The organism is Streptomyces sp. MMS24-W38 (genome assembly GCF_059889265.1).
On sequence record NZ_JCBCPP010000001.1, the window covers coordinates 1,250,266 to 1,275,546 of the forward strand.

The following is a 25,281-nucleotide window of genomic DNA, read 5'->3' on the forward strand; positions in this document are numbered from 1 at the left end:
ACGGTGGGCGCGGATACGGCGAGATCTCCGTGGTCATGAGGTACGGCAGTGGGCAAACGCAACCAGGAACACGGATCGCCGAGCGGCTGACCCGGGCGACCGACGAGACCACCGATGCGGCCCGCGAAGACCACGGGCCCGGGCTGCTGCCGGTGCCGGCCTCCCGGGCCCGGGCGGTGGACGGCCGGATGGACGAATGGTTCACGGACCTGTCCTACAACCTCGGTGAGACGCACGTCCGGGACCAGGAGGGCTGGGCGCACGGTACGGCCGCCGCGAACCGCGCACAACTGCGCGGCCAGGCCGGAGCGCTCCGCTGAGCTCGGTGTCCAGGGTCCTTCCCGTCTGTTCAAGCCGGCAGCCGACGCTGCTGTGACGCAGGTGGCGGATGGTGTCCCAGCGGGTGGTATGGGGGACCTCCGAGGTCCCGGCGCTGCGGAGCCGGAGACGGGTTCTGTGCCGAAAACCGTGAGCAATCGGCGGAGATGTGTCACACAAGCGCTCAAACGAGCGGCATCAGGACAGTGACAGCCAAAGTGCTCACGGTTTTCAGACGGCGTGTCTTCCCCGGGGCATGGGCAAGTGCCCCGGCATCGCCCACGTCGAGGCCACCGTCCCACCGGGCAGTCACGGAAAACCGCCCGCACGAGCAGCTGACCGCCCCGGCAAGGTCCGACACGTCGCCACTCGATCCTCCTCCCGCCGAGAGCGCAACCGGCTCGACCCACAACGCCATCTTCAGATCCCTTGCATCCCCCGGAGGAACACCATCCAGGATTCGGCCGGCGGCTCGGAGAGTACGAGGTAGCGGACGACAAGTGACGGCAGCTTTCACAGAGGGGACACGGGGGCACCGAGTGCCACCAAGTGGTCTTGCTCAGGTCAAACCGGCTTGATGAGAACGTTTTGGTACCACGCAACAGCCCGGCAGCAGATCACCCCACCCCCCGTTTGCCACCTCGGCAGCCCTGGCCATACCGGCCGCTTCCCCGGGCAGTTGGAGATGATCCGCATAAGTTCCCGGGCACGGTGTCCATGAGACAGGGGGACGGAGTGAGTGAAGTTCCCCTTACGGGCGAGCACCCTCGCTTGACCTTCACACCGGTATCAACGTTGACGATGCTGCCATGAACACACCCGACACCCCCGTGACAGTCATCGGACTCGGTCTGATGGGCCAGGCGCTCACCGGCGCGTTTCTGAAAGCCGGTCACCCCACGGCCGTGTGGAACCGCACAGCCTCCAAGGCCGACCGACTGGTGGCCGATGGTGCGCGGCTCGCGCCGACGGTCGGCGACGCGCTCAAGGCCAGTTCCCTGATGGTCGTCTGCGTCACCGACTACCAGGCCGTGCACGAGCTGCTCGGCTCGAGCGATGTCGAACTCGACGGAACAACGCTGGTCAACCTGACCTCGGGCAGTTCGGCGCAGGCCCGGGAAACTGCCCGGTGGGCCGAGTCGCACGGCGCCCCTTATCTGGACGGCGCCATCATGGCCGTTCCTCCGGCGGTCGGCACCGCCGAGGGGTGATGCTGTACAGCGGGCCACAGGCTCACCTCGATGCGCACAAGTCGGCACTCGACGCGCTCGGCACCGTCACCTACCTGGGCGCGGACCACGGTCTGGCGTCCCTGTACGACGTGGCCGACCTGGCCATGATGTGGAGCGTCCTCAACGCCTGGCTCCAGGGCACCGCTCTGCTCCTGGCGGCCGGTGTCGACGCCGCGACATATGCGCCGTTCGCGCGGCAGATAGCGGCCGGGGTGGCCGAATGGCTTCCCGGCTACGGCCAGCAGATCGACAGCGGTTCCTTCCCGGCCGAGGTGTCGGCTCTGGAGACCGACGCGCGGGCCATGGCACACTTGATCGAGGAGAGCGAGGCAATGGGCGTCAACGCCGAACTGCCGCGGCTGATCAAGACGTTGGCCGACCTGGCGATCGCCGCCGGACACGGTGGGGAGCAGTATCCCGTGCTGAATCAGGAGTTCGGCAAACCCCGTACCGGCTGACCGGCCCCGACCGGGAACCTGCTGGTCCGGCTGTCTGCCGATGCCCTGCGGCTCGGGGCGTCACCGTCGACACCCGGAGTCCGGATCACCGGCTTCCGGCGCTTCGAGTGCGCGATGACCTTTCCGAGCTCGCCGAGGGTGCGGCGGCTGTTCTCCGCGGCTCGGGGCAGGCCCGGCTTGCCCGGCCCGGGTGACGAGGTCGCCGGTCCGCTGCCACTACCGGCGGTGCTCTTGGGGAGAACCGCCGGGGACACGCACCGTCTCCACCCAGTGCGGGGGTTGTGGTGCGTCGGGGCCGATCAGGGCCGCGATGAGGCGGCAGGACGGGACTTCGTCCGGCCAGGGGGTGAAGCCGTCGGTGAGGACGATGACGATGGTGGGGCGGTCGCGTGCCGCGAGGGCGGCGTCGATGCCGACGCGCATGTCCGTGCCGCCTCCGCCGCCGAGGGTGATCTGGTCGGTGGCCGTCACCCGGGACACGGCGTGCACGTCGGCGTCGCAGGCGAGGACGGTGACGCGGTTACCCCGCACGCCGACCTCGCGCAGTACACCGGTGACCTCCCCCAGCGCGGCCGCGAGTTCCTCGTCGCCCATCGAGCCCGAGGTGTCGACGACGACGGCCACCCGGGGCAGCGGACGGCGCAGGCTGGGGAGGACGACCCCGCGCAGGGCCGGGGTGCGGCGCGACGGGCGGCGGTAGGTGTAGTCGATGGCCCCAGCAGCCCATGCGGCGGCTTCCCGGACCGCGCCGGACAGCGCCTGCCGCCAGTCCACGGTGGGTTCCAGGACCTCCTCGGCCCAGCGCTTCCAGCCCGCGGGCAGGGTGCCGCGGGCGCGCTGGTGGGCGCGCATCGCGTCGGCGGTGTGCCGGCGCAGTGCCTGGGCCTCGACCTCTCCCAGCGCGGCGGGGCCGGCGGAACCGGGGAGCTCCCAGGGCGCCGGGCGGCCGTGAGCGCCCGATCCGCAGTCGTGTTCCCGTACGTGCGGGGGCAGTCCGGCCAGGTACGCCTCGAACAGCTGCCCGTCGGGCAGGCCGAAGAGGCGGGGCTCGACTCGTCCGGCGGGCAGGCGCAGGCCGTCGGCGAGGAGGTCGTCGTTGATCTCGCAGTCCTGGGCGACGTTGACGCGGTACCGGTCGCGCTGCTCGGCGGCGGGGAGCCGGCCGGCCCGGCCGTGGTGGTCGCGCAGCAGGTGCGCCACCTCGTGGATCCAGACGCCCGCGAGTTCCTCCACGGGCGTCGCGTCGACGAAGGCGGGTGACACGTAGCAGCGCCAGTGCCGGTCCACGCCCATCGTCGGGACGTCCTGGCTCGCCACGACTGTCAGGGCGTACAGGGCCGACGCCAGATAAGGGCGGTCGTTCGCCGCGCGGTAGCGGGCTGCGAGCAGTTTGGTCGTATCCAGGCCGCTGCCGGGTTTCGTCATGCCCGTGGGCCTCAACGGCTGCCGGGCAGGGCCCCGGACATCTGCAGCAGGTCCAGGAACCCGTCGATGCCGGGAGGTACGGGCCAGTCGAGCCGACGCATCGACGCGAGGTCGGTGGCGGCCCGGGCGGCCACGTCCGGTACGCCCGCGTCCACCGCCTTGGCCAGGACAGCCCAGCCGGCCTCCCAGCGGGGCCGGGTGAGATCGCTCTGGATGGCGGCGACGATCGCGATGAGGAAGGCCAGTTGCCGGTCGCCGCGCTCGGGCAGGGCGAACGCGTCGGGGTCGGCAAGAACCCGCTCGGGGTCGGGCAGATCGAGGTGTTCCAGGTACGACAGCAGTTCGATGCCCGCGCCGTCCCCGACTGCGCCGGTGAGGGCGGCGGCCGTCGCCTCGCGGCCGGCGCCGGTCGCGTATCCCGTGGCGAGCAGCCTCAGCGCCATCTCCCAGGTGCGCGGGGACGGCCAGGAGCGGCCCCGGCTCTCGGCGTCGGCAGGTATGTGGTGGACCAGTCCCGGCCGGGCCGTGAGGAAACCGGAGACGGCACCGCGGGCCCGCGCGACGGCACCCGGCACCTTGGCCGGATCGACCGCGGGAATGGCCACCTCCGGCCAGGTGCCGGCCATGCCGCGCGCGACCGTGGCCGGGTCATGGGTCCAGTCGAGGTGGACGAAGCGGTTGGCCAGCGGCGGGCTGAGGTGCCAGCCGTCCGCGGCGCTCGACGGCGGGTTGGCGGCGGCGACGATGCGCACCGCGTCGGGCAGGACGAGGCTGCCGACCCGGCGTTCGAGGACGACTCGCAGCAGTGCCGCCTGCACGGCCGGGGGCGCTGAGGACAGTTCGTCGAAGAAGAGCAGGCCCTGTCCGGCGCGGGTGAGCCGGACCGCCCAGTCCGGTGGGGCCATCGGCACGCCGGTCACGGCCGGGTCGTCCCCGACGATCGGCAGCCCCGCGAAGTCCGACGGCTCGTGCACGCTGGCGATGACCGTCTCCAGCGGGAGGCCGAGTCCGGCGGCGAGCTGCTCCAGTCCGGCCGACTTGCCGATGCCCGGTTCACCCCAGAGCAGGACCGGCTGGTTGGCCGTCACGGCCAGGGCAAGCGCCTCCAGTTGGGGATTGGCGGCGGGTTCGGTGCGCCGCGCGCGCAGCCTGGCGACGAGGTCGTCCGCGGCGGCCAGCGGGCCCGGTGCGGTGCGGGGGGTGGGTGCGGTGTTCAAAAGGGTGGTTCCTTGCTGTACTCACCGAACTCGTCGGGCTCGTCGGGCTCGTCGGGCTCGTGGTCGTCCGCGTCGTCCTGCTCCTTGCGGTCCATCCACTCGTCCCACCAGTCGGCGCCGATGCCCGGGTGTTCCTCCCGTACGCGCTGCCGGAGGAAGGCCAGGTCGGAACGCTTGTAGCGGCGGATGATCTGGGCCAGCGACAGCTCCGACTGATCCTCCACGTCGATCCGGGCACCGGCGGCGAGGAACGCCTCCACGAGGGCTCTGGAACCACCGTCGTTGACCGCCACGACCAGCGGTGTGCGGTCCCGCTGGTCCCGGGCCTCGAGGTCGAGCCCCGCCGCGAGCAGCCGGGGCAGGAGCGGTTCGTGGTCGAGCAGGTGCAGTACGTGGAGCAGCGAGCGTCCGGAGGCGTCGCGCACCCGGGGGTCCATGCCCGCGTCCAGGAGTTCGAGCACGCCGTGTGTGTCGCCGTGCTGGGCGCGCAGGAACAGGTCCTGCCGCTGGGCGCGGAGCGCCTTCGGCAGCCGGCCGCTTCCCGATGCCCAGGTCTGTTCGACGGCGAAGCACCCGGCGACGGCTCCGCCGAACGCACGCAGGGCGCGCTCGCGCTGCTGTTCCTCGTCGCTGTGCGGCATGCGGAGCAGACCGCCGGGGCGGAAGCCCACCTCGTGCCATTCACCTCGGCATCTCACCCGAACGGGTACGGGGAGGCCGGGGCCCGGTGGGCCGACGGTCCCGCCGGTGACCCGGAGGGCGGGGAACAGCGCCTCGCGGACCAGCGGATGCAGGTGCTGCGACTCGACTCCACCGACGCGCAGCAGGTCGAGGTCAGGGAGCCTGCGCCAGAGCGCTTCGGCCAGGAAGGGCACCTCCTTGGCCTCCTCGCGGCCGACGGCCCTCACCCCGAGACCGGTGGTCTTCGGCTCCAGCAGGATGCACATGCGCCAGTCGCCGACAATGAGGAACCGGTCGCCGACGCCCTCGTCCTTCAGCCGACGGACCTCCCCCTCCAGGCGGGTGTGGTCGAGCGCGAGCCTGCCGAGGAGCACCGTCGGATCGGCCCGGTACCAGGCGGGGCCACCGGCCGGGGGTGTCAGGTCGATCTCGATCCCGGCCGCGGTGAAGGCCGCCTCGACCTCGCCCCTCTGATGCAGCAGGGTGATCCACTCGGCCCGGGCCGACGCGTCGTCGGGGCCGGGATCGGCCGTGGGCAGTTCGTCCGTACGGCGTGGGCGGCCGTCGGCGTGGAAGAAGGGGGGCCGTTCGGTGCCGCCGCACCGCTCGCGCAGTTCGGCGGTGTGGCGCGCGTCCCACAGGTGCCGGGCGTACCGCCAGTCCTCGGTCGGGCGCCCGAAGACGCCGGCGGTCCTCTCGTCCGCGACGGTGCGGAAACGCAGGGTGATCCGCTGCGGGCCCTCCAGCATCGCGGGCGTGGTGATGTGCAGGTAGGGCGTGGAACGGGGGCCTTCGCCCGCTCGCACCGGCCGGTAGCGGGCGAGGACCACGGTCCGATCGGTGTCGAGGGTGGTCCACCCGCCCAGTACCCGGGGCAGGTGCCAGCGCACGAGGTCCGGGGCCAGGTGGCGCAGGTCGTCCTCCAGCGCCGTGGCGACGTCGTGGCCGCAGTGCTCGGCGACCTCCGGCAGGTCGATGGCGACGTCCACCTGGGCCGCCGCGCACGCCGCCCGCCAGTCACCGGCCGTACGGTGTTCGGTCGCACGCTCGATCATGCGCCGGGGTACCGCGTAGCGACGGATCCGTCGCCAACTCGCCGCCTCCTCGGGCGGGAAGCAAGGCAGTTCGGGGCGGCGGCTCAACGGTAGACACTTCCTATCGCGCGCAGGTCGGGGTGGGCCCCGGTCGCGGGCCGCAGGCGCTGGATGAAGGACCGCTTCACCCTCCGGGGCAATCCCGGCCCCAGGCCGACGTACTCCAGCGGTGAGTCGTCCGGCACTGCCGCCAGCAGGGACTTGGCACCCCGCCCGGTGAGCCCCGTGTGGCACAGCTCGAGCCGGCGCAGCGGGCTGCCCGGAAGCGCGGCGGCCAGCGCGTGCGCGCCTTCGTCACCGGTGGCGTTGGCGGGGGCGCCGAGGCTCCGCTCCGACATCGGCCGTCCCAGGTCGAGCGCCTCGATGGCGCCCAGGGCGTCGGCGAGGGCGCGCGCCCCGGCGGGGCCGATGCCGTTGCCGCCCAGGCCGAGGCGCACCGGCCGTCCGGATTCGGCGGCGGCTGCCGCGAGGACGGCGGCGCCTTCGTCGCCGAGGTGGTTGGCGGGCAGGTACAACTCGCGCACGCCCGCCTCACGGATCAACGCCGCCAGCAGGCCGGCGGCATCGGCGGTCAGGCCGTTCCCGCCGAGGAAGAGGCGTTCCACCGGACGCGGGCGGTGGGTGAGAGCGTCGAGCAGCGCGCGCAGGCCGTCGGTGGTGACACCGGTGTTGACCAGGTCGAGGGTGCGCAGCGTGGTGTTGCGGCGGAGCATCGCGGCGAGGGCCAGGGCACCGTCGTCGCCCACCGGATTGCGCTTGAGCCACAGGGCGCGGACGGTGTCGTCGGCCGAGAACGCGTCGGCGAGCGCGACGGCGCCTTCCGGGCCGATGCGGTTGCAGCCGAGGTAGAGCGTGTGCAGGCCGTGGCCGTCGCCGAGCGTTCGGGCGACCGTCAACGCCCCTTCGTCGCCGATGGCGTTGGTGCCGAGCAGAACGTGCCGGGCGTGCGGTGAGGAAGCAGCGACGGGCAGCAGCCGAGCGGCGCCGGCCGCTCCGAGCCCCTGCTTGCACAGGTCGACACGGCCGTCCGCGCGCAGGGTACCCAGAGGGAAAGCCTCGTCGGTCTCCACCGCTCGCTCCGACCGCAGCCGGGCCAGCAGCGGATCCAGTGCCGAGGGATCGCTGACCGGGATGTCCGGGTGCTCGATCGCCGGGCAGCGCACGGGTGTCGGCTGCGTCATCACCACTCCACCGGTCCATCGCCGGTGCCCGGCTCGCCAAGGGCGGCATCGCCCTCCGCGCGCCCAGGGCGGACCGACGCCAATCGATTCTCCTCCACGACAAGGGCGGCAAGGCCGGTCGGATTCGAACCGACGTCCTCCAGCTTGATGCTAGGGCGCGACGACCTCTGCGCTACGGCCTTGCCGTGGAAGATCATAGCGAGGTTCGCCGCGCTGCCGATCACTTGTTCGACTGAGGTTTTCTGTGCGCCACCCGCACACAGGTCTCGACCGGTGCGTCAGGCGGAGGAGACGGGAAGCACGTCCGGCGACAGTGCCGCCGCGCGGGCCGTCGCGGCCGTCGTGCGGCGGCGGTGGTGGCGGCGGCACAGGACCTCGTAGCCGACCTCGTCCGCGGAGTCGGTGACGTCGCCGACCACCACCTGGGCGCCTTCCACGACCATGACTCCGCCGACGGTGCGGGCGTTGTGGGTGGCGCGGGCGCCGCACCAGCACAGGGCCTCGACCTGAAGTACCTCGACCCGGTCGGCCAGTTCGACCAGGCGCTGGGAGCCCGGGAACAGTTTGGAGCGGAAGTCGGTCGTGATGCCGAAGGCGTAGACGTCGATCTCCAGGTCGTCCACCACACGTGCGAGCTGGTCTATCTGCTCCGGTGCCAGGAACTGTGCCTCGTCCGCGATCACGTAGTCCGCGCGCCTGCCCTGCGTGAGGTGGTCGACGAGGTGTGTGTACAGGTCCGCACGGTCCCCGACCTCCACCGCGTCGGTGACCAGGCCGAGGCGGGAGGACAGCTTGCCCTCCCCGGCACGGTCGTTACGGGTGAAGATCATGCCCACCAGGCCGCGCGCCGAGCGGTTGTGCTCGATCTGGAGAGCCAGCGTCGACTTCCCGCAGTCCATCGTTCCGGAGAAGAACACGAGCTCGGGCATGGGAGGTTGGGCACCTTTCGGTGGGGGCGGGCTGGGTCGGGACGGTGGCCGGGAGTCGGCGGGCGGGAGCCTCAGGAGCGTACTTCGAGCAGCGGGACCAGCTGCTCGGCAGGGGTCAGCGAACCGTGGTTGCCGACCATCGCCGACTCCTTCGGCTCCCGCTCCGAGGCGATGACCAGCACGTCGTCCCGCGCGGCGGCGACCACATCGCCGATGCGGTGGTACACGCGGTCGTCGATGCGGGGGCCGAACCAGCCCGCCGCGATCGCCTCGTCCCGCGAGGCCACCCAGAACTGCTCACCGAGCACCTCGCGCCAGCAGGTCAGTACGTCGCTCTCGGCGCCGGGGACGGCGTAGACGTGGCGGGCGCGGCCCTCGCCGCCGAGCAGGGCGACCCCGGCGCTCAGCTCCCAGTCGTGGTCGAAGTCGATGCGGTGCTCCTCGTCGAAGGGCACGTCGACCATCCCGTGGTCGGCGGTGACGTAGAGCGCGCTGCGCGGCGGGAGTTGTTCGGCCAGTCGCTGGACCAGGCGGTCCACGTACATGAGCTGGCCGCGCCAGGTGTCGGAGTCGACGCCGAAGCGGTGTCCGGCGCCGTCGACCTCGGCGTAGTACGTGTAGACCAGGGAGCGGTCGGCGGCGGCCAGTTGTTCGGCCGCGAGGTCCATGCGCTCCTCGCCGGACAGCCGCCCGTGGAAGGTGCCACCGCTCAGCGCGACCTTCGTCAACGGCGTGTGGGCGAAGGCGGGCGAGGACACCTGGGCGGCATGCACCCCGGCGCGGTGGGCCAGCTCGAAGACGGTGGGGTGAGGCTGCCAGGTGTCGGGCCGGGTCCAGGGCTGCCAGCGCAGCTGGTTCATCAGTTCACCGGTGTCCGGGTTGCGCACGGTGTACCCGGGCAGGCCGTGCGCTCCGGGCGGCAGACCGGTGCCGACGGAGGCGAGGGAGGTGGCGGTGGTGGCCGGGTAGCCCGTGGTGATCGGCCGTCCGGTGCCGCCGCGCGAGGCGGGCAGCAGGGACGCCATGAACGGGGCTTCCTCGGGGTGCGCCTTCAGCTGCTCCCAGCCGAGGCCGTCGATCAGGAACACGCAGTTCCGGTCGGCGGGGGGCAGTTCCGGGATCGCGGCGGTGAGGCCGGGGACGCCCATGCCCGCGGCGAGCGTGGGCAGCAGGTCGGCCAGTGATCCGGTGCCGTATTCGGGCCGGGGCGCGGAGGCCGGGGCGAGGGGCTCGGGGTAGGCCCCGGGAGTGAGGGGCCAGGCGGTGGTGTGGGCGGCCTGCGCGGGGTTCGGGGTGTGCGGGGTCCGGGAGGTGTCTGTCATCAGTTCGTAGGGTCCGCGGTCGCCTCGGAGAGGGCTTGCGCGAAGGCGAGCGCCTGGCGCACCGTCTCCGGGCCGTCCCCGGCCTCGCTGACCCGCAGGCTGAGGTCGTCGGCGGTCGAGCTGCCGGTGTAGCCGTGGTCGGCCTCGCAGTTGGGGTCGCCGCAGGCGGCCGGCTCCAGGTCGAGGCGGGAGACCGCGCCCCAGCCGATGGTGAGCACGATCTCGCGGGGCAGGGTGCCCGGCTTGTACGACTCGGGGTTGGCGACCACGCGGCTGACCACGATCGACGAGATCCGGCCGAGCTTCACGGACTCCGTGGACGTGGTGGCGTAGGGCGTAGGGGAGGTGGTGTCGGCGGCCTGCTCGTCGGTGTGGCTGACGATGAAGCGGTTGCCGGTGAGGACGAGCACGGTCACATGGCGCCGCACCTCGTTCTGGTCGAACGTCGTCTCCTGGTGGACCAGGTACGAGCGCACGGGCTCGCCGCCCACGGCGGCCTCCACCGCCTCGGCCACGAGGGCCGGGTAGTAGCCGCTGCGCTCGATCGCCGCCCGCAGCCCCTGGGTCGTCGTACTGGTCTTGGCCATGGCGCCCATCCTACGGGGGACCGCTGACTGCGAAGCACCGGTCGCGGCACTCCCGCTCGCGTCGGTCCGGGTCCGCCGGGAGTTGCCCGGTCGAGCCGCCCGGGTGTTCGAGCGGCGGGGTGTCACCGATCCGCTTCACCGGTCCGCGTCCTCGCCCGACGGCTGCTCGTCCACCGGGGTGCCGTCCCGCGCGAGGCGGTCGGCGAGTTCGTCCCGGAACAGCCTGCTGCGGTCGAGGGCCTGGACCCGGTAGGCGGTACGGCCGACGATCTGGCTGGTGATCGGCGCGGTGAGCAGCTGGAACAGGATGACGAGCAGGAGCACCGGCGCGTAGCGCAGGGGCATCTGCGCGGCGGTTCCCGCCAGGATGAGCAGCAGGCCGAGCGTCTGGGCCTTGGCGGCCGCGTGCAGGCGGCTGCCGATGTCCGGGAAGCGGAGCAGTCCCACGGAGCCGAGCAGGCAGAAGACCGCACCGGCCGGGAGCAGGATGGCGGTGATCACGTCGGACACGGCGGTCACCGCAGGCCCGCCCGCTTCTCGATCAGGTGGGCGGCCGTCACCGATCCGGTGAAGGCGAGCAGGGCGAGGACGACGAGCACGGGCAGGGGCGTGGTGTCCTCGCGCACGGCCATGCCCACGGCGGTCCCCGCGATGATCATCGTCAGCAGGACGTCCAGCGCCACGATGCGGTTGAGCGCGTCCGGACCGCGCACGAGCCGCAGCAGGGTGAGCAGTCCGGCCGCGGCCACCACGGCCAGGGTGGCGGTGTACATGACGGTCATGGCGTTCTGCCTCCTCGATCGGGGTCGGGGGAAGGCCCGCAGCCGTCGTCTCCGGGTGGCCCGGGACCCTCGTCTCCGGGCGGTCCGGTGCGGCGGCGGGCCGTGCCGACGGCCCGCGCGACCCTGCGCTCCACGGACTGCACCGCCTTTCTGCGGCGGGCGATGTCGGCCTCGTCGTGGACCGGGATCGTGTGGACGTACAGCCGTTGCCGGCGCCGGTCGATCTCCACCACCAGCGTGCCGGGCGCGATGGTGGTGAACTCGGCCACGGCGGTGATCAGCAGGTCGCTGTCGACGCGCAGCGGGACTTCGACGATCGCGGCGGACGTCCTTCCCCCGTATCTCAGGACCTGCCAGGCGACGCTGGCCCCGGACCCGATGAGGTCGGTGAGCAGGGCGATCAGCAGACGCCCGATCGCCAGGGGCCGGGGCACGGCCCCCGGCAGGACCGGCGGCAGGGAGAAGGTCCCGACGACGGCCGTGGCGACGAGCAGACCTCCGACGAGGACCACCGGGCTCACCGACCCCCACAGCAGGATCCACAGCAGCCACAGCCAGCCGGTCATGGGCAGGTGGTGCCGGATGCGACGGGCGTTCTCCCGGAGGGTCAACGGTCCTCCCCGGTCATGACGGCGGAGCGGTAGGCCTGCGGGTCGAGGAGCTCGTGTGCGGCTTGTTCGCCGACGTGGGCGAGCGGGCCCGCCCAGACGGCCACCGCGACGCTGGTCACCACCATGACGGCGGTGGCGGCGGTCATCAGCCCGGCCCCGTACCGGCCGGCGCGGGGCTCCGGGCTGCGGACGGTGTCGGAGGCCGTCGGCTCGTCCCGCGGTGCCGGGGTCCGGCGGTCGCCTTCGCGGCGGTGCGGGTCCGGACGGTCCGCGTCGCGGCGGTCCGGATACGGCTTCTGCCGCATGAAGGCCCTGGTCCACACCCGGGTCATGGCGTAGATCGTCAGCAGGCTGGTGAGCAGGGCGGCCGCGGCGAGGGCGTACGCCGCGGTGCCGCCCTGCCCCACGCCGGCCCGCAGCAGGGTCAGTTTGGCCACGAACCCGGAGAACGGCGGGATCCCGGCCAGGCTCAGGGCGGGGAGGGCGAACAGCACGGCGACCACCGGCGTCGGGGGCGGCCGCTGTGCCATGCGTTCCAGGCCCGTCGTCTCCGTGTGGCGTACGACGAGGGCGGCGGCCAGGAAGAGCGCGGCCTGGACGACGATGTGGTGGACCATGTAGAGGACCGTGCCGGTGAGCCCGAGGGTGTCGAACAGCGCGAGCCCGAACAGCATGAAGCCGATGTGGCCGACGAGGGCGAAGGACAGCAGCCGGTTGACGTCGTCCTGCGCGAGGGCGCCGAGGATGCCCACGATCATGGTGGCGATCGCCACGCAGGCCAGCAGGATCCACACGCTGGAGCGCGGGAAGAGCAGCGTCTGGGTGCGCAGCAGGGCGTAGACGGCGACCTTGGTCAGCAGTGCGGCGAACACGGCGGTGATCGGCGCCGGCGCGGTGGGATAGCTGTCGGGCAGCCAGAAGTGCAGGGGGACGAGCGCCGCCTTGATGCCCAGGACGGCCAGGAGCAGCAGGGCGAGCGCGCCGCGCAGGCCGTCGGGGAGTTCGGCGAGCCGCGGCCCGAGCTGGGCCAGGGTGACCGTGCCGGTGGCCGCGTACACCAGGCCGACGAGCGTGAGGAACAGCAGGGAGGACGTCAGGCTGATGATCGTGTACGTCATGCCCGCCCGGGTGCGGTTCCCGTCGGCGTCCAGGGTGATCAGGACGTAGGAGGCGGCGAGCAGCACTTCGAAGGCCACGAAGAGGTTGAACAGGTCGCCGGTGAGGAAGGCCAGGCTCACCCCGGTGGCGAGCAGCAGATAGGCGGGGTGGAAGACCTCCGCCGTGCTGCGGCGGTCCTCGGCGGTGCCCTGGCCGATGGCGAAGAGCAGCACGGCCAGGGTCACCAGGAGGGACACCATGAGCAGGAGCGCCGACAGCCGGTCGGCGACGAGCGTGATGCCCAGCGGGGCCGGCCAGCCGCCGACGTGCACGGCCTGCGGACCGCGGGTTTCGGCGAGGACCAGCAGAGCCGCCGCGTCCGCCAGGACGCCCGCCAGTACGAGGGTGCTCATCGCGCGGACCACCCGGCCGGGCAGGCCGAGCAGGGTCACACCGGCGGCCAGGACCGGCAGTACCACGGGCAGGACGAGCAGCAGTGCGGTCATCGGTGGTCCCCCGGGGTGGTGCCGTGGTCGCGGTGGTCCGGCTCGTCGCCGTCGCCGGGTTCGCCGCCGTCGTCCGGTTCGTTGTCGTCGTCGGGTCCGTCGCCGTCGTCGAGGTCGGTTTCCTCGTGTGTGCCGCTCACCTCGTCGGACCCGGCGCGCTGCAGGGCGATGTCGATGCGCCGGTCCTCCACGTCGTCGCGCACCTCGTCGCTGCCGGACAACCGCCAGGAACGGTAGGCGAGGGCCGTCAGGAACGCCGTGAGACCGAACGTGATCACGATCGACGTCAGTGCCATGGCCTGGGGCAGCGGGTCGGCGGGCTCCGCCGGGTTCACCGGCTTCCCGTCCAGTACCGGGGGCCGGCCGGGGGTGCCGCCGGCGACCAGGAGCAGCAGGTTGGTGCCGTGGCCCAGGAGGATGAAGCCGAGGACGACCCGCATCAGGGACCGTTGCAGCATGAGGTGGAAGCCGATCGTGAACAGGCCGCCCACCACGACGGCCATCGTCACGTCGAGGGTGTTCACCGTGTTGTCCACCGCGCCGTTCACCGGACGGATCCCTCCTCTTCCCGGGCCGCCGCCGCACCGGCCTCGCCGAGCGAGACGCCCACCGCCGACAGGAGCTTGAGGACGACACCGACCACGAGCAGGTAGACACCGGCGTCGAGGAACAGGCTGGTCGCCCACTTCACCTCGCCCAGCAGCGGCGGGTGCCAGGTCACCAGGCGGCTGTCCAGCGGCGCACCGCCGACGGTCAGCGGCGCCAGGGCGGTGACCGCCGCGATCACCAGGCCCGTGCCCGCGACCGCGACCGGACGCAGGCGTACGGCGGCGCCGAGGTCGGCCTGGCCGCCGACGAGGTACCGCAGGACGAACGCCAGCCCCGCGACCAGTCCGCCGGAGAACCCTCCGCCGGGTCGGTAGTGCCCGGAGAACAGCAGGAACACCGAGAGCACCAGGATCGAGGGGAAGAGCAGCCGGACGGCCACTTCCAGCAGGACCGAGCGCTCGCCGCCGGGCCGTTCACCGGCTCCCGGCAGCCAGGTCTGCCGGGGCTCGTCCCAGTGCGTCGTGGGGAAGCGGGTCGGCGGCTCCTCGTCGGTGCCCCGCACCGCGTCGCGGTCGCGGAACCGGATCAGGCTGCCCACTCCGACCGCCGACACCAGCACGACCGAGATCTCACCCAGCGTGTCCAGGGCCCGGAAGTCGACGATGATCGCGTCGACGACGTTGAGGGCGCCCGTCTCCGCCGCCCGGCGCAGGTATCCGGGCGAGATCACCGGGGCCGTACGCGCGGAGGCCGCCGCCAGCGCGAAGCAGGTGACGACGGCGCCGACCCCGACGGCCACCGCGCCCCGCAGCACCCGCCCCGGCACCGACCTGCGGCCGGGATCGAACCGGGCCGGCATCCGGCGCAGCACCAGCACCACGACGACCAGCGTCGTCGTCTCGACCAGGAACTGGGTGAGCGCCAGGTCCGGGGCTCCGCGTACCAGGAACAGGCCCGCAGCGCCGTACCCGACGGCCCCGGTCAGCAGGATGGCGGTGAGCCGGTGCCGGGCGGCCACCACCGCCGTGGCGGCCGCCAGCATGACCACGGCCAGCACCGGTTCGAGCGAATACCGCCACAGGGGCGGTGCCCCCAACGACGGTGCCGCCGCCATGAGTGCCGCGCCGGGCACCGCGACGACCGTCGTGAGCAGCACGGTCAGATAGACGGGCAGCGAGCCGACCTGGGTGTGCCGGGTCAGTGTCACGGCCAGCCGGTCCACGCCCTCGACCGCGCGGTCGTACGCGTGCTGCACGTCGGTCAGGCGCGGCAGGCGGTTCACCGCGGCGGCGCGGCGGCGGAGCGCGTGGATCAGGGCACCGGCGACGAGCGACAGCACGGACAGCCCGAGTACCGGGGTGAAGCCGTGCCACAGGGACAGTTCGTACGGTCCGCCGGCTCCCGGCGGGTAGGCGTCGACGTAGGCGGTGGTCAGGGCCGCCGTGCCGGGGTACGCCACGCCCAGTACCAGGCCCGCCCCGGACAGTACGGCCACCGGTGCGACGAATCCCGCCTCCGGGCTCCGCGCGGACCGTACCGCCCTCCCCGTCGGCGGCCCGCCGAAGGCGCCGTGCAGGAACCGTGCCGCGAACGCCACGGTCAGCGTGGAGCCGCACACGAGCACCACCGTCAGCTGCTGGTGGCCGGTGAGTTCGGTGCCGTGCAGGAACGCGTCCAGGGCGGCTTCCTTGCCCAGGAAGCCGATGAGGGGCGGCAGACCGGCCATCGAGGCGGTGGCGAGTGCCGTGACGCCGAAGAGCACGGGCAGCCGGCGGCCCAGTCCCGACAGCTCCCGGATGTCGCGGGTACCGGTGTGGTGGTCCACGATCCCGACGGACAGGAACAGCGCCGACTTGAACGCCGCGTGCGCCAGCAGCATCACCACGCCGGCCAGCGCCGCCGTCCGGGTTCCGGCGCCCAGCAGGGCGGTCAGCAGACCGAGTTCGCTGACGGTCCCATAGGCGAGGAGCAGCTTCAGGTCGGTCTCGCGCAGCGCCCGCCACGCGGCCACCACCATCGTGGCGAGCCCCACGCCGAGCACCATCGGCCGCCACGGCGTCACGTCGGCCAGGGCGGGCGCCAGGCGGGCGATCAGGTAGACCCCGGCCTTGACCATCGCCGCCGCGTGCAGGAAGGCGCTGACCGGTGTGGGGGCCACCATCGCCGCGGGCAGCCAGCCGTGCAGCGGCATCTGCGCGGACTTGGTGAACGCGCCGGCCAGGACGAGCACCACGGCGGCGGAGACCGCGCCGCCCCGTGGGGGGTCCGCGAGGATCGCCGAGACGCGGTAGGTGCCGGCCGCCTGGCCCAACAGGATGAAGCCGAGCAGCATCGCCAGGCCGCCGGCCGCCGTCACCAGCAGGGCCTGGCGGGCGGCCCGGCGCTGCTCGGCCCGCTTTCCGGGGCCTGCGATCAGCAGGAAGGAGGCGACCGTGGTCAGCTCCCAGAAGACGTACAGGACGATGAGGTTGTCCGCCAGGACCAGTCCGATCATCGCCCCGGCGAAGGCCAGCAGCAGAGCGGCCAGCGGGCCGGCGTCATGTTCGACGTAGTACCGGCAGTACAGCAGCACCAGTGCCCCGACACCGGCCACCACCCACAGCATCAGCAGCGACAGCGCGTCCAGGCGCAGATCGATCGTCAGACCGAGCGACGGAGCCCACCGCAGGGACTCCTCGTACGCGCCGCCGTCCAGGACGCCCGCCGTCCGCGTGGCCGCCCAGGCCACCGTCGCCGACGGCACCAGGGCCGCCACGGCCCACACCCCACGGCCGAGCCGACGTTCCCACCAGGGGATCGACGCTGCGACCGTCGCGTAGGCGGCCAGCAGGACCAGCACGTCGGCACCTACTCCTTCACGGTGGCCCGACCGCTGACGCGCGAGCGGCCTCCGCTCGAGCCTTGGGGATTATGTCTGGTTCGCCGATATTCAGTGCTCTGTGTAGCAGGGGGAGCCGTCCGGAGGGGCGCCGCCGCGCCACACGGAGCCGGGCGTGCGGCTCGGCCGAGCCGCACGTCATCCCGTTCAGGGTCGGCACACGGTGCGCGTACGGGGTCGGTGACCCGCGTCAGGCTGCGGCAGACGCGCGTGCGGCCGATCGGTGGATCGGCCGGGAGCACGCCGGAGGACGGCGGAAAGCGCGCCGGGGGACGGCGGCGGGTTCGGCGGGGAGTCCGGTGCTCCTCCCCCGGGCGGGTGGTGTGCCGGGCGAGGGGGATCCGGTCCTGCCGGCGTCGATGCCCCCGAGGCGCATGCCGTTCTCTCCGTTCGTCGGGCGGGCGGGACGGGGCACAGGTGCCCACCCGACGCGCCGCCAAACAACCGGTGGCCTGCCGGATCGGACCCTCGAGGGCTTGCGCTCCTCAGTACGCCGGGAGCGTCCGGGGGCCGAGGTCGTCGCGGGCGGGCGGCGGGGCCAGGCGTACGGAGGCGCTGAGGACGCTCACGCCGTGGGTGGCGACGACCACCGGCTCCAGGCTGACGGCGACGACCTCGGGGTGGTCGTCGACCAGCCGCGACACCCGCAGCAGCAGTTCCTCCAGCGCGGGGGTGTCGACCGGGGTCGAGCCGCGCCAGCCGAACAGCAGGGGCGCGGTGCGGATCGACCTCACCAGGGAGGTCGCCTCCCGGTCGGTGACCGGGATCAGCCGGTGCGCCATGTCGCCGAGCAGTTGCGAAGGGGGTCCGGCGAGCCCGAAGGACAGCACGGCACCGGCCGCGGAATCGATCACCGCGCGGACGATGGTGTCGACGCCGCGCGGCGCCATCCGCTGCACGACGGGGCGCAGCTCCTCGGGCGTGCCGAGCTGCTGGGTCAGTTCGGCGTACGCCCGGCGCAGTTGTTCCTCGTTCGCCAGGTCCAGCCGTACGCCGCCCAGGTCGGCGCGGTGCCTGAGGTGCGGGGCGGTCACCTTGAGGGCGACGGGGTGGCCCAGGGTGCGGGCGGCCTCGACGGCGGCGTCGGGCGTGGGAGCCGGGAGGGCGCGGTGGACGTGGATGCCGTAGGCGCCGAGCAGTTCGCAGGTCTCCTCGGTGCCGAGGGTCAGGCCCTGCCCGCGGGTCAGCTGAGCGTGGACGAGTCCGGCGGCGCCCTTCTCGTCGATGTCCTCGTGCTCGGGCACCCTGCCGGGGTCGGCGGCGTCCCGCCGCCACTGGGCGTAGGTGACGGAGTGGGCGAGGGCGCGGACGGCGCGTTCGGCGGCGGGGTAGGCGGGGATGAGGTGGGCGTCCTCGGGGAGGGGCACGGGCGCCGGCGGAGGGCTGTCGGCGGGTGCGCGCTCCCCGGCCGGCGGGGTGGGGCGGGGCGGGGCCGCCGACTCCCCGGCCGGCGGCGCGGGGCGGGGCCGGGCGGACGGCTCCGCCTGCGGGGCCGTGCTCGCCGCCGCAGACAGGGCCTCCGCCAGGCCGCCGAGTTCCACGTGGACCACCAGGACCGGCTTGGACGGGGTCGCGGCGGCGGCCGAGCGCAGCGCCTCGGCGAGCGCTGCGTCGCCGACGGAACCGGCCGTCCTTTCCCCCAGTGCCGGGATCGCGGTCACGACCACCGCGTCGCAGGTGTCGTCGGCCAGCGCCCGGGACAGGGCCGCGTGGAAGTCCGCCGCCGACGCCGCGGTGGTGAGGTCCAGCGGGTGGTCCGGGCGCAGTCCTTCGGCGAGGCACGCCTCGTAGGTGAGCAGCCCCAGGGACTCGGAGTTGCCCAGGATCGCCACCCGGGGCCCGGCCGGCAGCGGCTGGCGGGCGAGCAGCAGACCCGCGTCGACCAGTTCCGTGATGGTGTCCACCCGGATCACCCCGGCCTGTCGCAGCAGCGCGGAGACGGTCTCGTGCGGCAGTCGCGTCGCGCGCACGGCGTGCCCGCGGGGCCCGGCGCCGTGGCGGGCGCCCTGGACCACGACGAGTGGCTTCACCGCCGCGGTCCGGCGGGCGAGGCGGGTGAACTTGCGGGGGTTGCCGATGGACTCCAGGTACATCAGGGCGACATCGGTGTCCGGGTCGTCGTACCAGTACTGCATGACGTCGTTGCCGGAGACGTCGGCGCGGTTGCCGGACGAGACGAAGGTGGACACGCCCGTGACGCCGGTGACGCCTCCGCCGCGCCGGTGCAGCCGCGACAGCAGGGCGATGCCGATGGCTCCGGACTGGGCGAACAGGCCGATGCGGCCGGGGCGCGGCATCTCGGGCGCGAGCGAGGCGTTCAGCCGCACGTCCGGGGATGTGTTGATGACCCCGAACGCGTTCGGCCCGATGATCCGCATGCCGTACGTACGCGCCTGCCGGACGAGGGCGCGCTGGCGCTCACGGCCCTCGGCGCCCGCTTCGGCGTATCCGGCGGACGTCACGACGAGCCCCCGCACCCCGTGTTCGCCGCACTCGGCGACGACCTCGGGGACCTGCTCGGCGGGTACCGCGACGACGGCGAGGTCGACCTGCCCGTCGATGTCCCGCACCGAACGGTGGGCGGGCACCCTCGCGCCCCCGTCGCTCCCATCGGGGCTGCCGAGTTCCTTCTGCTCCGGCGGGAAGGCCTTGTTCACGGCGTACAGGCGGCCGGTGAATCCGCCGTCCCGGATGTTGTCGAGGAGGCTGCGGCCCACGCCGCCGGGCCCGCGGCCGACGCCTATGACGGCGACCGAGCCGGGAGTGAGCAGACGCCGCACGGAACGGGCCTCGGCACGCTGTTCGCGCGCCTGCTGCACGGCCAGCGAACGGTCGGTGGGTTCGAGGTCGAGCTCCAGGCGGACCACACCGTCCTCGAAGCTGCGCTTCTGGGTGTACCCGGCGTCCGTGAACACCTTGATCATCTTGCTGTTGGCGGGCAGCACCTCGGCGGCGAACCGGCGGATGCCGCGCTCGCGTGCGACGGCGGCGATGTGTTCGAGGAGGGCGGAGGCGATGCCCCGGCCCTGGTGGGCGTCCTGCACCAGGAAGGCGACCTCGGCCTCGTCGGAGACCGCAGGGACGGGCGCTCCGGCGGGCGACGGGTGGGAGGCGGCGGGTGTTCCGTCGGGGCCGATCCGGTCATAGCGTACGGTGGCGATGAACTCGCCGCCCACGGTGGCCGCCAGTCCCACCCGGTCCACGAAGTCGTGGTGTGTGAACCGGTGCACGTCCTTGGCGGACAGGCGAGGGTAGGGCGCGAAGAAGCGGTAGTACTTCGACTCGTCCGACACCTGCTCGTAGAAGCTGACCAGGCGCTCGGCGTCGTCAACGGTGATGGGCCGCACGCGCGCGGTGCCGCCGTCGCGCAGCACCACGTCGGCCTCCCAGTGGGCGGGATACTCATGCCGGTCCGACGAGATCTGCATGGGCCCCAGAGTACGGCTCGCGTACGACAACGGCGCGAGGCAGTCTGTGGGTGCACGAGCCGGACCGAGGCCGCGGTCCGGTGTCGCCGGGAGCGGGAACGAGTGCCGCTCCCGGCGTGGTTCCCGATATGGGAAACTGGTCTAGACAACCTGAACACCGAAGGGCAGCAACACATGGCTGAGCGCCGCGTCAACGTCGGCTGGGCCGAGGGCCTTCACGCCCGTCCCGCCTCCATCTTCGTCCGAGCCGCCACGGCCGCAGGCGTCCCGGTGACGATCGCCAAGGCTGACGGCACCCCCGTCAACGCGGCCTCCATGCTGGCCGTCCTGGGCCTGGGCGCCCAGGGCGGCGAGGAGATCGTCCTCGCTTCCGACGCCGAGGGCGCCGACGCCGCCCTGGACCGTCTGGCGAAGCTGGTCTCCGAGGGTCTCGAGGAGCTCCCCGAGACCGTCTGACAGGTTCTCCGGCTTCTCCGGCAGCGAGTGGAGCCGCGTCGCCCTTCCCGGGCGGCGCGGCTCCGTCCTTTCGGGAAGGACGCCGCCGTGGACATCCGGCCGCTCGGCACGCGGAGAGCCCCGGCTCGGGAGCCGAGCCGGGCGTCAGGGTTCGCGGCTCGGGCCAGAGGCGCCTCGGGTCAGAAGCACCTCGGGTCAGAGGTTCACGCCGTGCGCGCGGAGGTAGGCGACCGGGTCGATGTCGGAGCCGTACTCGGCGCTCGTACGGGCCTCGAAGTGCAGATGCGCGCCGGTGACGTTGCCGGTGGCGCCGGAGACGCCGATCCGCTGCCCCGGGGTGACCTGCTGTCCCGCCGAGACGGCGACGGACAACAGGTGGCCGTACTGGGTGTAGGTGCCGTCGTGCATCTTGATGACGACCTGGTTGCCGTAGGCGCCGCCCCAGCCGGCCTCCACGACGGTGCCCGCGCCGACCGAGAGCACGGGGGTGCCGCTCGCGGCGTGGAAGTCGACACCGGTGTGGCTGCCTGAAGACCAGACGGCGCCGCCGGACAGGTAACCGGTCGAGACGTAGGAACCCGCGATCGGGGACACGAAGGTGTTGAGGCGCTTGCGCTCGGCCTCCCGCGCGGCACGCTCCTCGGCTTCGCGGGCCTCCTCGGCCTCCTCTGCCGCCCTCTCCCGTGCGGCCTCCTCCGCGGCCTCGCGCGCGGCGGCCCGGGCCGCTTCCCGCGCGGCCTCGTGCTGGGCGGCCGCCTGGGCGTCGACCCGGGCGGCGACTTCCTCGCCCATGGCGATGACGGGGGTCAGGCCGGTCTGCTGCGCGGCGGGACCGGCGGCGGACGCCGGGGCCGCGAGGGAGCCGACCACGCCGGTGGTGGTGAGGGCCGCGACGCCCGCCGCCCTGGCGGTGCCGCGGTGCATGCGGCCGGGACGACGGTGCTTCCCGGTGGCGCGTGTGAACGCCATGCAGTGGGTGGTCCTTTCCTTCCCTCTCGCCTACCGGGTTAGCTGAAGGGTTCGGAGCAGGAAGGTCTCCTACGGGCCCCTCGCGACAGGCGCGGGCGTCCGATTCACCCCAGGGACTGCACGGCTGGGTCCCCGGCTCCCCTGGCTCGCGCCGTGCGGGGACTCGGCGATGGCTGTCCGGTGCCGCGGGTGCGGCGCACTGCCCGACGAACAGCCCGGATGACGCTAAGCGGGGCGTCTTCCCATCCCCAAACGGATCCCGCCTTCTGTAGCGCATCCCACAGGGCAGACAGGACCTCTCCACCCCAATTCGGGCATAGGCGGGCCCTGGTGACTTTCGTGCCACCAGGGCCCGCACGCGCGTGCGCTCCGCTTGCGCGCGCCGGCTACTCGGCGGGCACGACCGTGACCTCGCCGATGCCGAGCGCCTCGACGGGCGCCTTGATCTGCGCCGCGTCGCCGACCAGCACGGTCACGAGGCGGTCCACCGGGAAGGCGTTCACCACGGCCGCGGTGGCCTCCACGGTGCCGGTGGTGGCGAGTCGGCGGTACAGCTCGGCCTGGTAGTCGTCGGCCAGGTGCTGCTCCACCTGGTCGGCCAGGGTGCCGGCGACGGCCGAGGCGGTCTCGTACTTGAGCGGCGCGACCCCCACCAGGTTCTGCACGGCGACGTCACGCTCGGCGTCCGTGAGGCCCTCCGCGGCGAGCGTGCGCAGCACCGTCCACAGGTCCTCGAGCGCGGGTCCGGTGTTCGGGGTGTCGACGGAGCCGCTGATGGCGAGCATGGCCGCGCCCGTGGCCCCTCCGGAGGAAGAAGGGGGCGCGGACCTCAGGACCTGGCCGAACGACCGTACGCCGTAGGTGTAGCCCTTCTCCTCGCGCAGGACGCGGTCCAGGCGGGAGGTGAGGGTGCCGCCGAGGCAGTAGGTGCCGAGCACCTGCGCGGGCCACACGCGGTCGTGCCGGTCCGCTCCGACCCGGCCGATCAGCAGCTGCGTCTGCACGGCGCCGGGGCGGTCCACGATCACGACCCGGCCGGTGTCGTCGGCGACGATCGGCGGAACGGGCCGCGGCTCGGCGGCCGATCCGGTCCAGGAGCCGAGGGTGTCACCGAGCAGCTCGTCCAGGTCGATGCCGGTGAGGTCACCGACGACCACCGCGGTGGCGGTCGCGGGACGGACGTGCTTCTCGTGGAAGGCGCGCACGGCCGACGAGTCGATGCCGGCCACCGTCTCCTCGGTGCCCTGCCGCGGGCGGGACATCCGCGAAGTCGCCGGGAACAGCTCCTTGGAGAGTTCCTTGGCGGCACGACGGGAGGGGTTGGCCAGCTCGTGCGGGATCTCGTCGAGACGGTTGCGGACGAGGCGTTCGACCTCGCTGTCGGCGAACGCGGGCGCCCTGAGGGCGTCGGCGAGCAGCCCGAGCCCCTTGGCGATCCGGGAGGCCGGCACCTCGAGGCTCAGGCGCACGCCGGGGTGGTCGGCGTAGGCGTCCAGGGTGGCGCCGCAGCGCTCCAGTTCGGCCGCGAACTCCTCGGCGGAGTGCTTGTCGGTGCCCTCGGAGAACGCCCTCGCCATGATCGTGGCGACCCCGTCGAGACCGTCGGGCTCGGCCTCCAGGGGCGCGTCGAGCAGCACCTCGACCGCGACGATCTGCTGGCCGGGACGGTGGCAGCGCAGGACGGTCAGACCGTTGCCGAGCGTGGTGCGCTCGGGGGCCGGGAAGGCCCAGGGCTTGGCCTCGCCCGCCTGCGGCTGGGGGTGGAAGTCCATCGTGGCAAGCTCGGTCACTTCGCCGTCTCCTCGTTCTCGTCGGTGCCGGCGGCCGCGGCTTCTTCGGTTCCGGAGGCCGCTGCTTCTTCGGACTCCCCTGCCTCGGGGGCGACGGGCTCGTAGACGAGCACCGCGCGGTTGTCCGGGCGCAGGCGGGCCTCGGCGACCTCCCGGACGTCCTCGGCGGTCACGTCGAGGATGCGCCCGACGGCGGTGAGGGCGAGCTGCGGGTCGCCGAACAGGACGGCGTACCGGCACAGTTCGTCGGCCCGGCCGGCGACGGTGCTGAGCCGGTCCAGCCACTCGCGCTCCAACTGGGCCTGGGCGCGCTCCATCTCCTCGGCCGTGGGGCCCTCCTCGGCGAACCGGGTGAGCTCCTCGTCGATCGCCGCCTCGATGACCGGCACCTCCACATCGCCGGACGCCTTCACGTCCAGCCAGCCCAGGGAGGGCGCCCCGGCCAGCCGGAGCAGGCCGAATCCGGCCGCCACGGCCGTACGGTCCCGGCGCACCAGCCGGTTGTAGAGCCGGGAGGACTCGCCGCCGCCGAGGACGGTGAGCGCCAGGTCCGCGGCGTCGCTCGCGCGCGTGCCGTCCTCGGGCAGCCGGTAGGCGGCCATCAGCGCACGCGCGGGGACCTCCTCCTCGACGAGCTCACGCAGCTCCTCGCCGATGACCTCGGGCAGCGAGCCGTCGCGGGGCTCGGGCTTGCCGTCGTGCGAGGGGATGGAGCCGAAGTACTTCTCGATCCAGGCGAGCGTCTGCTCCGGGTCGATGTCACCGACGACGGAGAGCACGGCGTTGTTCGGCGCGTAGTACGTGCGGAAGAAGGCGCGGGCGTCCTCCAGGGTGGCCGCGTCCAGGTCCGCCATCGAGCCGATGGGCGTGTGGTGGTACGGGTGGCCGTCCGGGAAGGCGAGGGCGGTCAGCTTCTCGAAGGCCGTGCCGTAGGGGACGTTGTCGTAGCGCTGGCGGCGCTCGTTCTTGACGACGTCCCGCTGGTTCTCCATGGACTCCTCGTCCAGGGCGGCCAGCAGGGAGCCCATGCGGTCGGCCTCGAGCCAGAGGGCGAGCTCCAACTGGTGGGCCGGCATGGTCTCGAAGTAGTTGGTCCGCTCGAAGCTGGTGGTGCCGTTGAGCGAGCCTCCGGCGCCCTGGACCAGCTCGAAGTGACCGTTGCCCTTCACCTGCCCGGACCCCTGGAACATCAGGTGCTCGAAAAGGTGAGCCAGGCCGGTGCGTCCCTTGACTTCGTGGCGCGAGCCGACGTCGTACCAGAGGCACACCGCCGCGACGGGGGTCAGGTGGTCCTCGGAGAGCACCACGCGCAGGCCGTTGGCCAAACGGTGCTCGGTCGCTGTCAGGCCGCCGGAGCCTGCCTGGGCTGTGGCCGTGTGACCCATGGGCATGTACGTCCCTTCGATCGCGGAGGCGGTCGTCGCATCCGCCGTTTGTGCCGGTCCTGCCACTGTATGCAAGCGTCCGGGGCACCGGTGGAGTTCCCGGACGGGGACCGGGTTCGCCCAGAGCGAGAACCGCGGGCGCCGGGTGGGGCGGGAGGATGCGGACGTGGTCCGTGTGGCGTGTGGGTCTCCCCCGGCGCCGCGCCCCTCCGCCGGCCGAGGCCCCGGCCCGCCCGCGGCGCCGACGGCACGTGCGCGTACTCTGCTCGCGCCACCGGCCCCGGCCCCCGACGGAGGGCCGCGGCGGGGTCCTGGTCCCGGTTGTCGGTGCGGCGGTCCACAATGGTCCGCGTCAGATACCGTCCCACGCTTCAGCAAGGAGCCG

At 73.1% G+C, this 25,281-nt stretch carries 19 protein-coding genes, 1 pseudogene and 1 riboswitch; of the genes and pseudogenes, 3 read left to right on the top strand and 17 right to left on the bottom strand.

Translation table 11 applies throughout. The features are described from left to right. Positions 1–35: 35 nt before the first annotated feature. Together AC6F7H_RS04430 and AC6F7H_RS04435 are read left to right on the top strand one after the other, a co-directional pair. Positions 36–320, top strand: coding sequence for a hypothetical protein (locus AC6F7H_RS04430; protein WP_500755328.1), 285 nt, complete (start codon positions 36–38; stop codon positions 318–320). 807 nt (positions 321–1,127) lie between these two features. Further along, positions 1,128–2,008: pseudogene (locus tag AC6F7H_RS04435) on the top strand (NAD(P)-dependent oxidoreductase). Positions 2,009–2,224: 216 nt separating this feature from the next. Here the strand turns inward: AC6F7H_RS04435 and AC6F7H_RS04440 are convergent. The 14 genes from AC6F7H_RS04440 to AC6F7H_RS04505 form a co-directional block, all read right to left on the bottom strand. Continuing rightward, entirely contained in the window at positions 2,225–3,433 is a 1,209-nt protein-coding gene (locus AC6F7H_RS04440; protein ID WP_500755330.1) for a vWA domain-containing protein, read from the bottom strand. 11 nt (positions 3,434–3,444) lie between these two features. After that, entirely contained in the window at positions 3,445–4,650 is a 1,206-nt protein-coding gene (locus AC6F7H_RS04445; protein WP_500755331.1) for an AAA family ATPase, read from the bottom strand. Next, the gene (locus AC6F7H_RS04450) at positions 4,647–6,386 is read right to left on the bottom strand and encodes an ankyrin repeat domain-containing protein (protein ID WP_500755333.1); all 1,740 of its coding nucleotides are present in this window, start codon (positions 6,384–6,386) and stop codon (positions 4,647–4,649) included. Before AC6F7H_RS04450 ends, AC6F7H_RS04445 begins: the two co-directional genes overlap by 4 nt. Before the next feature lie 83 nt (positions 6,387–6,469). Further along, positions 6,470–7,606: a leucine-rich repeat domain-containing protein gene (locus AC6F7H_RS04455; protein WP_500755335.1), complete on the bottom strand. Its 1,137-nt coding sequence runs from the start codon at positions 7,604–7,606 to the stop codon at positions 6,470–6,472. Positions 7,607–7,884: 278 nt separating this feature from the next. Beyond that, on the bottom strand, positions 7,885–8,535 hold the full coding sequence (locus AC6F7H_RS04460) for a thymidine kinase (protein ID WP_500755336.1): 651 nt from the start codon (positions 8,533–8,535) through the stop codon (positions 7,885–7,887). A 71-nt stretch (positions 8,536–8,606) separates the two neighbouring features. Beyond that, positions 8,607–9,857: an alkaline phosphatase family protein gene (locus tag AC6F7H_RS04465; RefSeq protein WP_500755338.1), complete on the bottom strand. Its 1,251-nt coding sequence runs from the start codon at positions 9,855–9,857 to the stop codon at positions 8,607–8,609. Then, positions 9,857–10,453: a DUF5998 family protein gene (locus AC6F7H_RS04470; RefSeq protein WP_219933639.1), complete on the bottom strand. Its 597-nt coding sequence runs from the start codon at positions 10,451–10,453 to the stop codon at positions 9,857–9,859. Before AC6F7H_RS04470 ends, AC6F7H_RS04465 begins: the two co-directional genes overlap by 1 nt. A 126-nt stretch (positions 10,454–10,579) precedes the next feature. Then, positions 10,580–10,954, bottom strand: coding sequence for a monovalent cation/H(+) antiporter subunit G (gene mnhG / locus AC6F7H_RS04475; RefSeq protein WP_500755340.1), 375 nt, complete (start codon positions 10,952–10,954; stop codon positions 10,580–10,582). A 5-nt stretch (positions 10,955–10,959) separates the two neighbouring features. Next, positions 10,960–11,226, bottom strand: a complete 267-nt coding sequence (locus AC6F7H_RS04480) for an MrpF/PhaF family protein (RefSeq protein WP_500755342.1) — start codon at positions 11,224–11,226, stop codon at positions 10,960–10,962. Then, complete coding sequence (locus AC6F7H_RS04485) at positions 11,223–11,837, bottom strand: Na+/H+ antiporter subunit E (RefSeq protein WP_500755343.1); 615 nt, start codon at positions 11,835–11,837, stop codon at positions 11,223–11,225. The genes AC6F7H_RS04480 and AC6F7H_RS04485 overlap by 4 nt, the downstream gene beginning before the upstream one ends. Further along, positions 11,834–13,441 (bottom strand): Na+/H+ antiporter subunit D, encoded by a 1,608-nt coding sequence (locus tag AC6F7H_RS04490; protein WP_500755345.1) that lies wholly within the window; start codon positions 13,439–13,441, stop codon positions 11,834–11,836. The genes AC6F7H_RS04485 and AC6F7H_RS04490 overlap by 4 nt, the downstream gene beginning before the upstream one ends. Further along, complete coding sequence (locus AC6F7H_RS04495; RefSeq protein ID WP_500755347.1) at positions 13,438–13,989, bottom strand: Na(+)/H(+) antiporter subunit C; 552 nt, start codon at positions 13,987–13,989, stop codon at positions 13,438–13,440. The genes AC6F7H_RS04490 and AC6F7H_RS04495 overlap by 4 nt, the downstream gene beginning before the upstream one ends. Beyond that, complete coding sequence (locus AC6F7H_RS04500) at positions 13,986–16,829, bottom strand: Na+/H+ antiporter subunit A (protein WP_500755349.1); 2,844 nt, start codon at positions 16,827–16,829, stop codon at positions 13,986–13,988. Before AC6F7H_RS04500 ends, AC6F7H_RS04495 begins: the two co-directional genes overlap by 4 nt. 524 nt (positions 16,830–17,353) lie before the next feature. Continuing rightward, positions 17,354–20,296 carry a bifunctional acetate--CoA ligase family protein/GNAT family N-acetyltransferase gene (locus AC6F7H_RS04505; protein WP_500755350.1) on the bottom strand — a complete coding sequence of 981 codons (2,943 nt, stop codon included), beginning with the start codon at positions 20,294–20,296 and terminating at the stop codon, positions 17,354–17,356. A 174-nt stretch (positions 20,297–20,470) separates the two neighbouring features. Between AC6F7H_RS04505 and AC6F7H_RS04510 the strand changes: the two genes are divergently transcribed. After that, positions 20,471–20,752: an HPr family phosphocarrier protein gene (locus tag AC6F7H_RS04510; RefSeq protein ID WP_114255742.1), complete on the top strand. Its 282-nt coding sequence runs from the start codon at positions 20,471–20,473 to the stop codon at positions 20,750–20,752. 195 nt (positions 20,753–20,947) lie between these two features. Here AC6F7H_RS04510 and AC6F7H_RS04515 read toward each other — a convergent pair whose 3' ends face one another. The 3 genes from AC6F7H_RS04515 to AC6F7H_RS04525 form a co-directional block, all read right to left on the bottom strand. Next, positions 20,948–21,721: a M23 family metallopeptidase gene (locus AC6F7H_RS04515; RefSeq protein ID WP_500755353.1), complete on the bottom strand. Its 774-nt coding sequence runs from the start codon at positions 21,719–21,721 to the stop codon at positions 20,948–20,950. A gap of 12 nt (positions 21,722–21,733) precedes the next feature. Continuing rightward, a riboswitch (cyclic di-AMP (ydaO/yuaA leader) is annotated at positions 21,734–21,900 on the bottom strand. Between the two features lie 207 nt (positions 21,901–22,107). Further along, complete coding sequence (locus AC6F7H_RS04520; protein ID WP_500755354.1) at positions 22,108–23,511, bottom strand: M16 family metallopeptidase; 1,404 nt, start codon at positions 23,509–23,511, stop codon at positions 22,108–22,110. Next, positions 23,508–24,896 (bottom strand): M16 family metallopeptidase, encoded by a 1,389-nt coding sequence (locus AC6F7H_RS04525; protein ID WP_258308503.1) that lies wholly within the window; start codon positions 24,894–24,896, stop codon positions 23,508–23,510. The genes AC6F7H_RS04520 and AC6F7H_RS04525 overlap by 4 nt, the downstream gene beginning before the upstream one ends. Positions 24,897–25,281 lie beyond the last annotated feature (385 nt).